Raw genomic sequence first — 14,189 nt, forward strand, 5'->3', positions numbered from 1 at the left:
GGTTTAGTGCGAAACCATAAAAGTAGTTAACAACCGCCGAAAACCATAACTCAATGCCAAATTGTCTGCCTTTTTAACGCAATTTTACGGTATATTAGATAGGTTAGCTGCCCGAAATGTTTAGAGCAACCGATGAAATTGACGAAAAAAATAAAGATTTTAATGCTTGCCGTTAGTTGTGCAAGCCTGACCGGTATGGCGCAAACATCCTCAAAGACTTACGGAACCATGCTGGATGCACTCTATAAAAAGACGGTGCCTTTAGTGACGGTGGCCGAACTGAAGAAAATGCCCAACACTATATTGCTCGACACGCGTGCCCGTGCCGAATACGACGTGAGCCATTTGCCCAATGCGCGTTGGGTAGGCTACGATGATTTTGACCTGAAACGAGTGCAGGATATTTCGAAAGATGCCAACGTAGTGCTTTATTGCTCAGTAGGTTACAGAAGCGAGCGCGTTGGCGAGAAGCTATTGGCGGCTGGCTATCGGCATGTACACAACCTGCACGGAAGCCTCTTCGAGTGGGTTAATCAGGGCAACCCGGTAGTAGATAATCAGGGGAAAACCACGCAGCGCGTTCATGCATACTCGCGGCTGTGGGGCGTTTGGCTGAAACGCGGAGAGAAAGTATATGACTGATTAAAACGCCTGGCTGGGCCGCATCTGCGAGAGGGCCGACAACAGCCGCTTGCTGAACGCAGCTTTATCCACAGCAGGTTGCCAGCACGATACGCCCGGCGACTGAACCCGCGTTTTGCGAACCGCTGCCGATGCCTTCGCCCGCATTTGCTTACGAGCCGCAAATAAATTGTGCGGATGCCCCATACCGATGGCCTGCCCGCTTACTCCCAGCAACACAATCCCGACAATCAGCAACGTTTTCATGACCTTGATTTTCTATGACAGCACAAAGATATAGGTTTTATTTAGTATCTTGCAATACATAGTACTAAATTTTTTTAGCCGGACGATCAGCCCGGCTAAAAATTACTCGACTACAATGCGCTTTACCGCCCCGTCTTCATTCTGAGTAACGGTTACGAAGTAAGTTCCCTTGGGGTTGCGGCCCAGATCGATTTGCCCGACAAACTCACCCGAAAAGTCGCGAAGGTCACGTTTTGCCACTTCTTTACCTTTTGGGTTCGTTACCACAATACTCACGTCGCCTTTGGCCGGGGCCGTAAACCGAACATTTAGCTGGTTGCGGTCAGGATTATTAGGAAATGCTTCCAGCCCGCGAATGGTTGAGGGTTTGCCGCCTACGTTACGCGCCCAGTCTTCAAACGGTCGGGCAAGTTGCCGGTCCCAGTCACGCGGGAACTGAAACTCGAACCGCTTGAAACGGTCGGCCAACGAATCGGCATTACGTCGATACTCAAACGTTCGGTAATCGCGTCCGTTACGGGGAGCGCGGTTGCGGAATGTATAGGCGTCGCCCTGCATCCGGTTGCGATCAGTCCGATTTCGTTCGCGGATAACCTCGCGGTCGGCGTTTTCTTCTACAATAATGGTCAATTGCCGCTGCCGACCATCTTTACGGGCCGCTTTCAGCGAATCGACAAGCTTCGTAACCATTGCATCGCGTTGCGGATCGGTCATGCCGTCGATACGGTACGTGCGTTCGGTTTCGCGCACGTCGTTGCCGTTCCGTTCGATAATCTTAACGGTTACTTCATCTTTCTGGGGTTGGGCTTTCGGTGATTCGGCTTGCTGTGCCGTTGCCAGCCCACCTGCCAGCGTGAACGCCAGCGCGAACCGGCATCCGATAAAAACTGTTTTTTTCATGTGTACTATGGTTGTTTGATGAAAACGCAATCGCGAAACGTATGGCATCCAACCGACTGTTAAAGTTTGTTAAGCCGCCAATTGGTTGCCGCCCGCCGTCGTATTTTTACAATAATTCCGAAGTATAAAGTTGCGATAGTGTATAGTTCAACGTTGATGGGGCATAATCTCGACCCGACACTTTATAACTCTACAACTCTATAACTTCTTCTGAATAGATGCAAAAGCAACAAAAACGTTGCATGGGTTCGTAAAAAATGTCGAGACAACGCATACGCTGGATTGTGATGCTGATGGCCGTAGGGTTGCTGGGCTTAGTAGGTCTGCAACTCTATTGGATTGGCAGTGCGCTCCAGTTGCAGAAAGAACAGTTTGCCTATAAAGTAACCGACGCGTTGCAGGAAGTGGTGCGGACACTCGAACGGCAGGAGATTGTGTACCTGACGCGGCAGCGCGTACATGCCCGCGAGCAGCAGAATCGGCTCATGGCAATTGCCAAGCCAACGCCAAAACCTGCTTTGCCGAAAGCAAAATCAAAAATACCGTCCGTATCCGAACGGTCGGTTGCTGCTGACCCCGCCGTTACCGACCGGCCTTCAACCGTAGCCGGGTTGCCAACGGGGGGGCAGTGGTTGTGCAATCAGACGTATTACACCCTACTGTGCGGCCTTTATCGGCTGAGCAAATGGTGGTGGTTGAAGAGTTTTTTCGGCAACAGGATGAACTGATGGCTGTGGGCGACTGGCAAACACAATTGCTTCAGCAGCAGCAGTTTGATCGGTGGGTTGAGACAATTATGACCGACGAGTTGAACCGAATCAATGCGCAGGTTGCCGAAAATGCGCGACAGCAGGAGAAACTGAAGCAGGCCGCCGAACGGCGAACCCAGCAGCAGACCCGGAAACTGGCGCAGGCAGAAAAGCCCACCAGTTTGAGCCAGAATCGGGCTAATGAGCAGTCGGCTATGATTAAAGACGTGCTGAAAGGGCTGCTCATGTCCGACCGGCCTATCGAAGACCGCGTAAACCGGCTGGCCTTGGATACGCTGCTTCGGCAGGCACTGACCGAGCGCGGCATCAGCATTCCGTTTGCTTATGGCGTCAGAACCCGTCAGAAACCGGCGTTTTTATTTACCTCGCTCGGAACGCAACCGAAGCAGTTCGATGAAAACGGCTATAAAGCAATCTTGTTTCCGAACAATCTGCTCGATACGGGCAATTTTGTGTACGTGTATTTTCCAACCCAGCAGGCGTTCATTCTGAGCCGATTATGGTTCACGTTTGCTGCCTCGGCGGTGCTGATTCTGGTAATTCTGGCCTGTTTTTACATTGCAATCAGCACCATTGTTCGCCAGAAAAAACTGGCAGACATTAAAAATGATTTTATCAACAACATGACTCACGAGTTTAAAACGCCTATTTCCACTATTTCGCTGGCAGTTGAAATGGCTGAAAACGTGGGGTTGGTCGGGGGTAACGACGATGCGCAGTCGCGGTTGAGCCGGTACATGGGCATTATCCGCGACGAAACCCGGCGGCTGGGGTCGCACGTAGAGAAGGTACTGCAAATGGCCCTGCTCGACCGGGGCGAAATCAGGCTTAAACTCTCGTCGGTGAACGTACACGACGTTATCGAAAAGGTGCTGAATAATATCGGTTTGCAAATCGAACAGCGCGAGGGCGAACTGGAACTTGAGTTTGAGGCCGAACACGAAATTATTGAAGCCGACGAGGTTCATATTACCAACGTGCTGTATAACCTGATCGACAACGCCATCAAATACTCGCCCGAACGCCCACACATCACCATCCGAACGCGAAATACACCTGCCGAATCGTCAGTCACGGGTATCAGTATTACGGTTACGGATCAGGGCTTAGGTATGACCAAAGACCAATTAAGCCGTATTTTTGAGAAATTTTATCGCGTACCAACCGGAAACCGTCACGACGTAAAAGGATTCGGGCTGGGACTCAGCTATGTGAAAAAAATGATTGACGAACATCACGGCCTGATCAACGTTGAGAGCCAGCCGGGCCGGGGCAGTTCGTTTGAAATAGTTTTACCATATAGAATGATTGACTGATTGAGTGGTTGAATGAGTTCTTGTGCGCTTCATTCAATCATTCGACCATTCATTTATTCAACCATTTAGTTATGCCATCTATTCTCCTCGTTGAAGACGACCCGAACCTGGGCCTGCTGGTGCAGGAATATTTAGTGCTGAAGGGCTATACCGCCGACCGGGTTACAGATGGTAATCAGGGTCTCCAACAGTTCATGGCAAATCCCTATGACCTGTGCATTTTCGACGTGATGATGCCTAAAAAAGATGGCTTCACATTGGCGAAGGAAGTGCGCATGGCAAACCGCGACGTACCAATTATCTTCCTGACAGCCAAATCGATGCAGGAAGATACCATTCAGGGGTTTCGGATTGGGGCCGATGATTATATTACCAAGCCGTTTAGCATGGAGGAGTTATTGCTTCGGATTCAGGCCATTCTACGCCGGTATCAGCGCACGACCGATCTTCCCGAAACGACTACCTTTCAAATTGGCTCGTTTGCGTTCGATTACCCGCATCAGTTGCTAACGCAAAATGGCGTTGCCCAGAAACTAACCAGCAAAGAATCGGAGTTATTAAAATTGCTGGCACAAAACCTGAATCAGCCCGTAAGCCGTAGCTTCGCGCTCAAGATGGTCTGGGGTGATGATTCATATTTCAACGCCCGCAGCATGGACGTGTACGTGACCAAACTCCGCAAGTACCTTAAAGCCGACGAGTCGGTGCAGTTGGTCAACGTTCACGGCGAAGGCTTCAAACTGATTGTTTAAGTTGTAAAGTTATAGGGTTATAAGGTTGTAAGGTTGCTGACGCACTTATAGCTCCGCCTGGCAAACTCTACAACTTTATGACGTTACAACCTTACAACTTTATGAATATCGTTCGTCGTCCGCGCCGGAATCGCCAATCGGCGGCCATACGCGACATGGTGCAGGAAACGCTCCTGTCGGTTACAGATTTTATTTTCCCACTGTTTGTGCTGGAAGGCCAGAACATACGTAGCGAAGTAGCGTCGATGCCGGGCATCTACCGCTACTCGACCGATTTGTTGCTGAACGAAATTCAGGCGTGTGTCGATCTGGGGCTACAGTCTTTCGCATTGTTTCCAAACTTACCGGAGAGCAAAAAAGACAAATACGCGACCGAAAGTCATAATCCCGACGGCCTGTATCTGCAAACTGTTCGGTCCATAAAAGACCGCTTCCCCGACGTAGTGGTGATGACCGACGTGGCAATGGACCCGTATAGTTCCGACGGACATGATGGCATCGTTGAAAACGGCAAAATCGTAAACGACCCAACCCTTGATGTGCTGGGCCACATGGCCGTAGCCCAGGCACAGGCCGGAGCCGACATTGTGGGGCCGTCGGATATGATGGATGGGCGCGTGGGCTACATTCGCCAGATGCTTGACGTTCATGGTTTTCAGGACGTAGCAATCATGGCTTATACGGCCAAATACGCCAGTGCATTCTACGGTCCTTTCCGCGACGCGCTCGACTCGGCCCCCAAGTTTGGCGATAAGAAAACATACCAGATGAATCCCGCCAACAGCCGCGAAGCACTCATCGAAGCCGAACTCGACAAGGTAGAAGGAGCTGATTTTCTGATGGTAAAGCCTGCACTCGCTTACTTGGATATCATCAAACTACTTCGCGATAATTTCGATTTGCCCATTGCGGCCTACAACGTCAGTGGAGAATATGCGATGGTGAAAGCTGCCGCCCGCAACGGCTGGCTCGACGGCGACCGGGCCATGCTCGAATCGCTGATGGCAATCAAACGCGCCGGAGCCAACGTAATTCTAACCTATTTTGCTAAAGAAGCCGCAGCACTGCTTGCCTACCGCTAACGAAATATTGAAGGATTTTCTACTGAGTCTATAGGTATTTATACGGTAACGTTGCGTAATTTTACGAAGGCGATAATCGACGTAGGTTGAGCCAGTTATCGCCTTCTCTCTACAAATGCGGAACTTGTATATGTGCCTTTTGCTGGCCGTGTTATCGGCGTGCCAGAAATCTACGTTTATCGATCCACAGCCAGCGCAGCCTTTTACGCCTGTCAAAGAAGTAGCCCAATCGCCATTAGTTGTGATTCTGGGTTCATCAACGGCCTCTGGAGCGGGTGCATCTGATTATAAGCATGCCTGGGCGGGGTTGTTCAGCAGTTATCTAAACAAGGGAAAAATCATTAATCTGGCAAGGGGGGGCTACACCACCTACCATATACTACCCGACGGGCAGGAAGGTCTGGTAGCTAAACGCCCCTCTGCCGACACGCTCCGAAACATTACGGCAGCACTTAAATTGCACCCTACTTTAATGATTATCAGCATGACTACCAACGACGTAGCCAACGGCTATAGCGTTGATGAGGTCATGTATAACCTACAAACAATTCGGCGGATTGCGCTCGACAATGGGGTAAAGCGCATCCTGATCACAACCAGTATGCCGCGCAAACTAAACGCGCAGGCTACGGCCCGGTGGCTACAACAGCGCGACCGAACTATGCGTGCCTATGAGCAGGACGCCGTTAATTTTTTCGATCCGCTGGCCGATGCTGACAATCTTTTCCAGGCTAACCTAACGCCCGATGGTATTCATCCGAACGACGACGGGCATCGGCTTCTTTTCAAGCAATTAGTAAGTCGGTTAGAGTAAACTACCGGGTGTTAACACCCATCACCCAGCTAAATCGACTGGCTACCACAGCCTTCACAAACAAAAGTGTGAGGATGTAGGAAAGTATGCCCCAAAAAAGCGAGATGCCAATTAACGTTAGCCCAGTGTAGTGGGGCTGATACATTAACGCATTGAGAGGTTTCCATCCATTTGCCAGACGAATTAGCCCGTTCACCGCGAACATGTGGTATAAATAAATACCAAATGACTCCTGCCGGGGCTTCATAAACGGTAAATACCGCAGCAGATTTGTACGCGCCAACAGAAAAAAAAGACTGATGGCGAACAACTGGTTGGTTATACGGATCGAGTTCAACGGGTCGCCAGCCTGTTTGTTCATCAACAATAACCCCTCAACCACCGCCCCTGCGAAACAGAATACCGTAATACCAGCCAAAACCGGATACGACACCATCTGTATACTCCGGGAAATGGCTTTGGTGCGGGCAATAGTGTAGCCCAGCCACAAAAAAAACACAAAACCCAGAACGGCGAGATTGTGCCGGGATGCTACCAGATTAAGATGGACATTGATTCCATAGAGAATATTAATGCCGATAAGCAGAGCCGCAAACCATGTTTTATGCAAGTGAGCACGACATAGTAGCAGGATCGCCAACGACAAAAAGTAGTTGGGCACGAACCAAAATGGCGAGTGGAACAACGTAAACACCAGCTTCTCACCCACGTAAGCAATAAGTGTGTCTAAACTTTCGGCTGGATAAGTATACCTATGAAAGGCTATTGATTTGAAGCAGAAAATAAGAAAAGCGACCGAAAAAGGTAGCAGAATAGTAGATAGGCGTCTCCTATAATAATGCGCAGGAGGATAATTGGTCAAATTGCGACCCAACAGGTAGCCCGATACAATGAAGAAGTGTATGGAGCCAAATCGCAAAAACTGGCTGTAGATAAGCATGGCTGTAGCCTGCCCCTCAGTCATTAAATTAAATATGGGATAGTTGATGGCTTCATGAACGGTTACGGAATCAGGCAATGGCGGAAAGGCAACGCAATGGACAACCACAATGGAAAACATGGCAATCATCCGAATCCAGCTAATAGCAGAGTGATCATGATTTGGGTGTAGCGATGACGTAACCGGGATGGGAGGTTGAGTAGCGGCTTGCATTATAAAATCGAAAGTTGGATAAGGCACTTAACTTTGCAAAGATTGTGCAACGACAGTCGACCGTATCTGTCGATAACGTAAGTTTTCAGATCGTATTATTCGATAATTTGAAATCTTTCTGTAGGCCCCAATTGTTCACTATATGAATCGCTTATTGTTATTAAATTGTAAAATCGTCAATGAGAACCAAGTTCGTGTTGCTGACGTATTAGTAGAAAATGGGCTTATTGCTCAAATCGGCCCCACCTTATCCGCTCAGCCCGGCACGCAGGTTATCGACGCCAGGGGCCAATATCTGCTGCCCGGCATCATCGACGATCAGGTGCATTTTCGTGAGCCGGGCCTGACCCATAAAGCCACCATCGGCTCCGAAGCGCGGGCGGCAGTGGCCGGGGGCGTTACGAGTTTTATGGAAATGCCCAACACTGTGCCGAACGCGCTGACGCAGCAACTGCTGGCCGATAAATACGCCATTGCGGCCCGCACTTCGCTGGCAAACTACTCGTTTTTCATGGGCGTCTCGAACCACAATCTGGACGAAGTATTGCGAACCGATCCGCGCACGGTCTGCGGTATCAAGGTGTTTATGGGGTCATCGACGGGTGACATGCTGGTTGACGATGAGCACGTATTGAACGAACTGTTTCGCGACAGCCCCATGCTGATTGCTACTCACTGCGAAGACGAAGCCACCGTTCGGGCCAACGCCGAACGTTACCGGGCCGAATACGGCAACGACACACCTGCCCGGATTCATCCATTAGTGCGGAACGAAGAAGCCTGCCTGCGGTCGTCGTCGCTGGCGGTTGAACTGGCCCGGCGGCACAACACGCGGCTGCATATTCTGCACCTGACCACGGCTGACGAACTGCACTTGTTCGATAACACGATTCCGCTCACCGACAAGCGCATTACGTCAGAAGTGTGTGTGCATCATCTGTGGTTTGATAGCCGCGATTACGAGCGGTTAGGTAATCAGATCAAATGCAACCCGGCTATAAAAGACGCTCATCACAAAGAAGCTCTGCTGGCGGCATTGCTCGATGATCGGTTAGACATTATTGCCACCGACCACGCTCCGCATACCTGGACTGAAAAAAGTCAGCCGTATTGGCAGGCACCGTCGGGTTTGCCGTTGGTGCAACATCCACTGCTGATGATGCTGGAATTTGTGCGGCAGGGCAAACTCACGCTCGAAACCGTAGTGCGCAAGATGTGCCACGCCCCCGCCGACTGCTTCCAGATCGACCGGCGTGGCTATATTCGCGAAGGGTACTGGGCCGACCTCGTGCTGGTAGACCCAGACACGCCTACAACCGTATCGAAGCAAAACATTCTGTATCAGTGTGGTTGGTCGCCGTTGGAGGGGCATACGTTCAGTAACACCATTACGCACACGATTGTATCGGGAACGTTGGCGTATCAGAATGGGCAGTTTATGACCGATCAGCCGGGGCAGCGAATGCTGTTTAACCGCTGAATCAGCAAAATTTTTCGGGGAAAATAGTTGCAGAAAACGCAAATAACCCCGTATCTTTGCAATCCCAATTCACGGGAAACCTTCTGCCGAAGTGGTGAAATTGGTAGACACGCACGTTTCAGGGGCGTGTGTCTTTACGGACATGCGAGTTCGAGTCTCGCCTTCGGCACGTTTCAAAAGCCCATTAGCGCATTGCTGATGGGCTTTTTGCTTATACTTGCTTTATCTTTTCTGGTAGTACGCTTATGCAACAACAACTCGACACCTGGATACGCGCCCTTGTACGCTGGTTTGGTTATGTTCCGAACCGTGATTTGTCGGGATGGATCTTGCTCATTACAGCGGTCTTGCTCGGGGTGGTGGTTAATGTGGTTGTTACGCAGGTTGTGCGGTTTATTGTGCGTCGGCGACCGTTTCAAACGCTGGCCTATCTAAAAGCGCATGCACGCTGGGCATTCTGGTTTTTCATTCCATCACTGTTCTTCCTGCTGGCTACCAATATGCAGTCGGCGCGGTTTCTTCGGCGGCACCCGGTAGCTGACAAAACCGCTGAAGTGCTTTTTATTCTGGCGTCGACGTGGTTGGTGGTCAAACTGCTGAAGGTGGGTGAACTGCTGCTGATTCGCCAATATGACACCACGCAGGACATAAACTTAGGCCATCGAAAGTTTGTGACGCGTATCCGCTTTGCCCGCCGGATGGTGGCAATTATGATATTCATTATTGGCGGATCGCTGCTGCTAATTTCGTTTCAGGGCAGTCGCAAAGTGGGCCTGAGCGTACTGACGTCGGCGGGTGTTGTGTCGGTGCTGATTGGTTTTGCGGCTCAGAAAACGTTGGCAAACCTGCTGGCAGGCATTCAGATTGCCTTTAACCAGCAAATTCGATTAGACGATGCCGTGGTGGTCGAAAAGGAGTGGGGCCGTATCGAAGAAATTAATCTGACAAGCGTGATTGTGCGCCTGTGGGACCGCCGACGACTGATTCTGCCGATTACCTATTTCGTAGAAAACCCGTTCGAGAACTGGACCCGCCATGAAGCTTCGATTACAGGGTCTGTATTTTTGTATTTAGATTACGACGTGCCGGTTGACAAGATTCGCGAAAAAGCCCGCGAGCTGGTCGAAGCCGACCCGCTCTGGAATGGCGACGTATTTGCCGTACAAGTGACCGACACGCAACCAACCTGCATTGTAGTGCGGGTGCTGGTGTCATCAGCCGACGCACCCTCCGCATTTGACCTACGTTGCCACATCCGCGAACAACTCATCGCCTACATTCGCGACGAATACCCGCAGGGGTTGCCCCAAACTCGGCTGTTATTGCCGGGCATGGATGGGCGAGGGGAGTAAGCACGAACCTGAAGCGGCTTAACGTTTAGGCCGCTAACCGACTGTTCTCTGCTCGTAAACCCATAACAGCATCTTCCATTAAGAAGCCTCGCAAACTAAGGTCTACGTCAAGCAGAGGCCAATGAATACCACTATCCGAAATTGTGTAGTTCGTCAGTTGTATGTCGGTGGCTGATACCAAAGAAGGATAGGCCGAAAGAGGTCGGCTGATGATCCGGCGATTTGACAAAATAAGCAAAAACACATCCACATCCCGGAAGAAAGCAAACCGGGCAATCCGCAATCCCTTCGAACCAATTAGTTGATCAAACTCATCTTGTTGAGCCATCGAAGCTTCATCAGCATTATCCGATAAGTAATTCAATAACCGTTTGCTAACCGAAGGTTGTGCGCCAGGCGTCGATGAGGGCTGCATAATGTTCTGAAATAAGCGTTACAATGTCTCGAATTTCGCTCTTTTTTAAAACCTCTATTATAGGTCATATCGATTTCTGGAACCAGCACAAACCGGGCTTCATTACTCGCCTTCATAACGTGAATATGAAACCGATAACCACGAATAAATAGAACGGTAGGCATATGGCAAGTTACACCTTTCCCCTTAGAAAGTCAGCCGTATAGTTTTGCCCTTCGGATAGTTTTACCATATCTTCGGGCGTACCCGTGAACGTGATGTAGCCACCAGTTTCGCCACCTTCGGGGCCGAGGTCGATAATGTGGTCGGCGCATTTGATGACCTCCATGTTGTGTTCGATAATCAGTACCGAATCGCCCTGATCGACGAGTGCGTTGATGGCTTTCAACAACTTACGAATGTCGTGGAAGTGCAGCCCGGTGGTCGGTTCATCGAAAATGAACAGCGTACCGCCTTTGTTCGGGTTGCCTTTACCCAGAAACGACGCCAGCTTAACCCGCTGTGCCTCGCCCCCCGACAGCGTATTGGCCGACTGACCCAGCCCGATATAACCCAGCCCGACCTCCTGCAATGGCAGCAGCTTATCGGCCATTTTTGGCTCGGCATCACGGAAAAACTCGATGGCTTCGTCAACGGTCATGTCCAGAATGTCCGACACGTTTTTGTCGCGTAGCGTAACTTCCAGCACCTCCTGTTTGAAGCGTTTACCGCCACAGCCTTCACATTTGAGGTAAATGTCGGCCATGAACTGCATTTCGATTTTCACCTCGCCCTCGCCCTGACAAACCTCGCAGCGGCCCCCATCGACGTTGAACGAAAAATGGCTCGGTTTATACCCCCGCGACTTCGATACACCCTGCTCGGCCATCACCTGCCGCAGATAGTCGTAGGCTTTGATGTATGTGACCGGGTTCGACCGGCTCGACTTGCCGATAGGGTTCTGATCGATCATTTCGATGGCCGAGATGCGGTCGACTGAGCCGGTTAGTTCGGTGTATTTGCCTGCTTCTTCGGCAGCATCGCCTTTTTGCCGCATCAAAGCCGGGTATAACACCTTCCGAATCAGCGTACTCTTCCCCGATCCCGACACACCCGTCACGACCGTGAGCGTATTGAGCGGAATCCTGACATCAACGTCTTTCAGGTTATTTTCCCGTGCACCTTTTAACTCGATAAAATTTGTAGACTTGCGCCGGAACGATGGCACCGGCACCGTTTCGCGGCCCGTCAGAAAGTCGAGCGTGTGGCTTTTTAGTGATGAGTGATGAGTGATGAGTGATGAGTTGGCATCATCTGATAACTTTTCACTTTTCACTTTTAACTCATCACTAATCCTCCCCTGAAACACCAGATGTCCACCCAGCGTACCGGCGTCGGGGCCAATGTCGATGAGTTGGTCGGCAGCCCGCATTACCTCTTCTTCGTGTTCTACCACAATCACGGTGTTGCCCATATCGCGCAGCGATTCGAGTACGCTAACGAGTCGTTTGGTATCGCGCGGGTGTAGGCCAATGCTGGGTTCATCCAGAATATACATCGATCCGACCAGTGCCGAGCCGAGCGAAGTTGCCAGTTTGATACGCTGATACTCACCGCCCGATAAGCTGTTAGTCAGACGGTTGAGCGTGAGGTAGCCCAGCCCTACGCGCTCCATGTAATCGAGCCGATTCCGAATCTCAATCAGAATGCGGTTAGCTACCTGTTGCTGATGGGCAGGCAGTTCGATAGTGCGAAAGAAAGCTGCCGTTTGCGTAATTGGCATCAAAACCAGGTCGGTAATGGAAACCCCACCCGCGTCCCCTCCCCGTTCAGGGAGGGGTGAGCCATCCGGGTCTTTTTGGCCCCTCCCTAATGGGGAGGGGTTGGGGTGGGGTAACTTCACATAACTCGCATCTTTCCGTAGCCGCGACCCCCGGCATTCGGGGCAGGTGGTTTTGCCCCGATAACGCGACAGCATGACGCGATACTGTACTTTAAACGTCTGACTTTCAACAAACTGGAAAAAAGAGTTCAGACCGCTGAAATAGTGGTTGCCGGTCCAGAGCAGTTCCTGTTCGTTGGGTGAGAGTTCTTTATAAGGCCGGTGAATCGGGAAGTCGAACCGGATGCCGTTGCGAAGAAGTGGTTTCAGGAATTCTTCGCTCATTTTTTCACTACGCCACGGCATAATGGCTCCCTCGAATACCGACAGATTTTTGTCGGGAATAACCAAATCGGGGTCGATGCCCAGCACTTTGCCGAAACCATCGCACCGGCGGCAGGCACCGTAGGGATTGTTGAACGTGAACAGGTTTACGCTCGGCTCCTCGAACGCGATGCCGTCTAACTCAAATTTGTCGGAGAATGTCCGCGATTCTTTACCAACCACGTCGACCCGGCACATGCAGTCGCCTTCGTTGAAAGCCGTTTGTACCGAATCAGAGAAACGGTATTGCGTATCTTCGTCGGGCTGACCCTCTTCGTCTACAACGACTGTTCCACGGTCGATCAGGATTTCAAGTGATAAGTGATGAGCGAAAAGCGTATTGCTGCCAATCTCGTTCAGCATTAACGCTTCATTTTTCACTGTTAATTTTTCACTTGCCAGAACGTCTTCAATCTGCAACACCTCATCGTCGACCACGATGCGCGTGTAGCCTTTTTGCAGCAAAATTTTCAGCTCGTACTCAAGCGAACGCCCCTCGTGAATAAGCAAGGGCGTCATAATCATGACCCGCTGCCCGGCCTCAAACGAGAAAATATAATTGACCACGTCGGTCACGGTATCGCGCTTAACTTCGCGGCCCGAAACGGGCGAGTAGGTAACGCCTGCCCGTGCAAAAAGCAGTTTCAGGTAATCGTAGATTTCGGTGCTGGTGCCAACCGTTGAGCGTGGGTTTCGGGTCGAAACTTTCTGCTCGATGGCAATGGCTGGCGAAACGCCTTTGATGTACTCGACCTCGGGTTTTTCCATGCGGCCCAGAAACTGCCGGGCGTAGCTGCTCAGGCTTTCGACGTACATCCGTTGCCCTTCGGCAAACAGCGTATCGAACGCGAGCGACGACTTGCCCGACCCCGACAGGCCCGTTAATACCACCAGTTTATTGCGTGGAATAGCAACGTCAATTCCTTTCAGATTGTGTACTTTCGCCCCTTTGATGATAATAAACTGTTTGGGGTCGAGCTGGTCAACCGAACGCGGCTGACTGGCCGTCGGGCGTTCAGTTTCCTTGAGTGAAGTCATTCGCTGTCAATGAGGATAAACTCTATCTAAGTTTTAACGGTTTT

Annotated in this window: 11 protein-coding genes, 1 tRNA gene and 1 pseudogene; 8 read left to right on the forward strand and 5 right to left on the reverse strand. The window is 50.8% G+C overall.

The window, feature by feature from the left end:
• Positions 1-162: 162 nt before the first annotated feature.
• On the forward strand, positions 163-642 hold the full coding sequence (locus AWR27_RS21935) for a rhodanese-like domain-containing protein (RefSeq protein WP_077134142.1): 480 nt from the start codon (positions 163-165) through the stop codon (positions 640-642).
• Here the strand turns inward: AWR27_RS21935 and AWR27_RS21940 are convergent, their stop codons facing one another.
• Together AWR27_RS21940 and AWR27_RS21945 are read right to left on the reverse strand one after the other, a co-directional pair.
• Positions 643-888 (reverse strand): hypothetical protein, encoded by a 246-nt coding sequence (locus AWR27_RS21940; protein WP_077133158.1) that lies wholly within the window; start codon positions 886-888, stop codon positions 643-645.
• Positions 889-990: 102 nt separating this feature from the next.
• A complete protein-coding gene (locus tag AWR27_RS21945) occupies positions 991-1,788 on the reverse strand; it encodes a T9SS type A sorting domain-containing protein (RefSeq protein ID WP_077133160.1) in 798 nt (265 codons plus the stop codon).
• Between the two features lie 257 nt (positions 1,789-2,045).
• Here AWR27_RS21945 and AWR27_RS21950 point away from each other — a divergent pair.
• The 4 genes and pseudogenes from AWR27_RS21950 to AWR27_RS21965 all read left to right on the forward strand — a co-directional run bounded on the left by AWR27_RS21950 (position 2,046) and on the right by AWR27_RS21965 (position 6,522).
• Positions 2,046-3,874: pseudogene (locus tag AWR27_RS21950) on the forward strand (sensor histidine kinase).
• 71 nt (positions 3,875-3,945) lie between these two features.
• Positions 3,946-4,626 carry a response regulator transcription factor gene (locus tag AWR27_RS21955; RefSeq protein WP_077133161.1) on the forward strand — a complete coding sequence of 227 codons (681 nt, stop codon included), beginning with the start codon at positions 3,946-3,948 and terminating at the stop codon, positions 4,624-4,626.
• A gap of 101 nt (positions 4,627-4,727) precedes the next feature.
• On the forward strand, positions 4,728-5,708 hold the full coding sequence (hemB, locus tag AWR27_RS21960; protein WP_077134143.1) for a porphobilinogen synthase: 981 nt from the start codon (positions 4,728-4,730) through the stop codon (positions 5,706-5,708).
• A gap of 115 nt (positions 5,709-5,823) precedes the next feature.
• Positions 5,824-6,522: an SGNH/GDSL hydrolase family protein gene (locus AWR27_RS21965; RefSeq protein WP_077133162.1), complete on the forward strand. Its 699-nt coding sequence runs from the start codon at positions 5,824-5,826 to the stop codon at positions 6,520-6,522.
• 1 nt (position 6,523) lies between these two features.
• Here AWR27_RS21965 and AWR27_RS21970 read toward each other — a convergent pair whose 3' ends face one another.
• On the reverse strand, positions 6,524-7,675 hold the full coding sequence (locus tag AWR27_RS21970; RefSeq protein WP_083732935.1) for an acyltransferase family protein: 1,152 nt from the start codon (positions 7,673-7,675) through the stop codon (positions 6,524-6,526).
• Between the two features lie 142 nt (positions 7,676-7,817).
• Here AWR27_RS21970 and AWR27_RS21975 point away from each other — a divergent pair, with 142 nt between their 5' ends.
• The 3 genes from AWR27_RS21975 (at position 7,818) to AWR27_RS21985 (ending at position 10,507) form a co-directional block, all read left to right on the forward strand.
• Positions 7,818-9,155, forward strand: a complete 1,338-nt coding sequence (locus tag AWR27_RS21975; protein WP_077133164.1) for a dihydroorotase — start codon at positions 7,818-7,820, stop codon at positions 9,153-9,155.
• Between the two features lie 85 nt (positions 9,156-9,240).
• Positions 9,241-9,324 (forward strand) — tRNA-Leu (locus AWR27_RS21980).
• Between the two features lie 76 nt (positions 9,325-9,400).
• The gene (locus AWR27_RS21985) at positions 9,401-10,507 is read left to right on the forward strand and encodes a mechanosensitive ion channel family protein (protein ID WP_077133165.1); all 1,107 of its coding nucleotides are present in this window, start codon (positions 9,401-9,403) and stop codon (positions 10,505-10,507) included.
• A 25-nt stretch (positions 10,508-10,532) separates the two neighbouring features.
• Here AWR27_RS21985 and AWR27_RS21990 read toward each other — a convergent pair whose 3' ends face one another.
• Positions 10,533-10,922 carry a DUF2442 domain-containing protein gene (locus AWR27_RS21990; RefSeq protein ID WP_083732936.1) on the reverse strand — a complete coding sequence of 130 codons (390 nt, stop codon included), beginning with the start codon at positions 10,920-10,922 and terminating at the stop codon, positions 10,533-10,535.
• Positions 10,923-11,094: 172 nt separating this feature from the next.
• Positions 11,095-14,145, reverse strand: a complete 3,051-nt coding sequence (uvrA, locus tag AWR27_RS21995; RefSeq protein WP_077133166.1) for an excinuclease ABC subunit UvrA — start codon at positions 14,143-14,145, stop codon at positions 11,095-11,097.
• Positions 14,146-14,189 lie beyond the last annotated feature (44 nt).

It is taken from the genome of Spirosoma montaniterrae, from assembly GCF_001988955.1.
GTDB classification, from domain to species: Bacteria; Bacteroidota; Bacteroidia; order Cytophagales; family Spirosomataceae; genus Spirosoma; species Spirosoma montaniterrae.

What these genes read in the sequence shown, in the direction of transcription:
- AWR27_RS21990 (WP_083732936.1), bottom strand. Translation starts at nt 10,922, where the DNA reads ATGCAGCCCTCATCGACGCCTGGCGCACAACCTTCGGTTAGCAAACGG.
- hemB (WP_077134143.1), top strand. Translation starts at nt 4,728, where the DNA reads ATGAATATCGTTCGTCGTCCGCGCCGGAATCGCCAATCGGCGGCCATA.
- AWR27_RS21955 (WP_077133161.1), top strand. Translation starts at nt 3,946, where the DNA reads ATGCCATCTATTCTCCTCGTTGAAGACGACCCGAACCTGGGCCTGCTG.
- uvrA (WP_077133166.1), bottom strand. Translation starts at nt 14,145, where the DNA reads ATGACTTCACTCAAGGAAACTGAACGCCCGACGGCCAGTCAGCCGCGT.
- AWR27_RS21935 (WP_077134142.1), top strand. Translation starts at nt 163, where the DNA reads ATGCTTGCCGTTAGTTGTGCAAGCCTGACCGGTATGGCGCAAACATCC.
- AWR27_RS21940 (WP_077133158.1), bottom strand. Translation starts at nt 888, where the DNA reads ATGAAAACGTTGCTGATTGTCGGGATTGTGTTGCTGGGAGTAAGCGGG.
- AWR27_RS21985 (WP_077133165.1), top strand. Translation starts at nt 9,401, where the DNA reads ATGCAACAACAACTCGACACCTGGATACGCGCCCTTGTACGCTGGTTT.
- AWR27_RS21945 (WP_077133160.1), bottom strand. Translation starts at nt 1,788, where the DNA reads ATGAAAAAAACAGTTTTTATCGGATGCCGGTTCGCGCTGGCGTTCACG.
- AWR27_RS21975 (WP_077133164.1), top strand. Translation starts at nt 7,818, where the DNA reads ATGAATCGCTTATTGTTATTAAATTGTAAAATCGTCAATGAGAACCAA.
- AWR27_RS21970 (WP_083732935.1), bottom strand. Translation starts at nt 7,675, where the DNA reads ATGCAAGCCGCTACTCAACCTCCCATCCCGGTTACGTCATCGCTACAC.
- AWR27_RS21965 (WP_077133162.1), top strand. Translation starts at nt 5,824, where the DNA reads ATGCGGAACTTGTATATGTGCCTTTTGCTGGCCGTGTTATCGGCGTGC.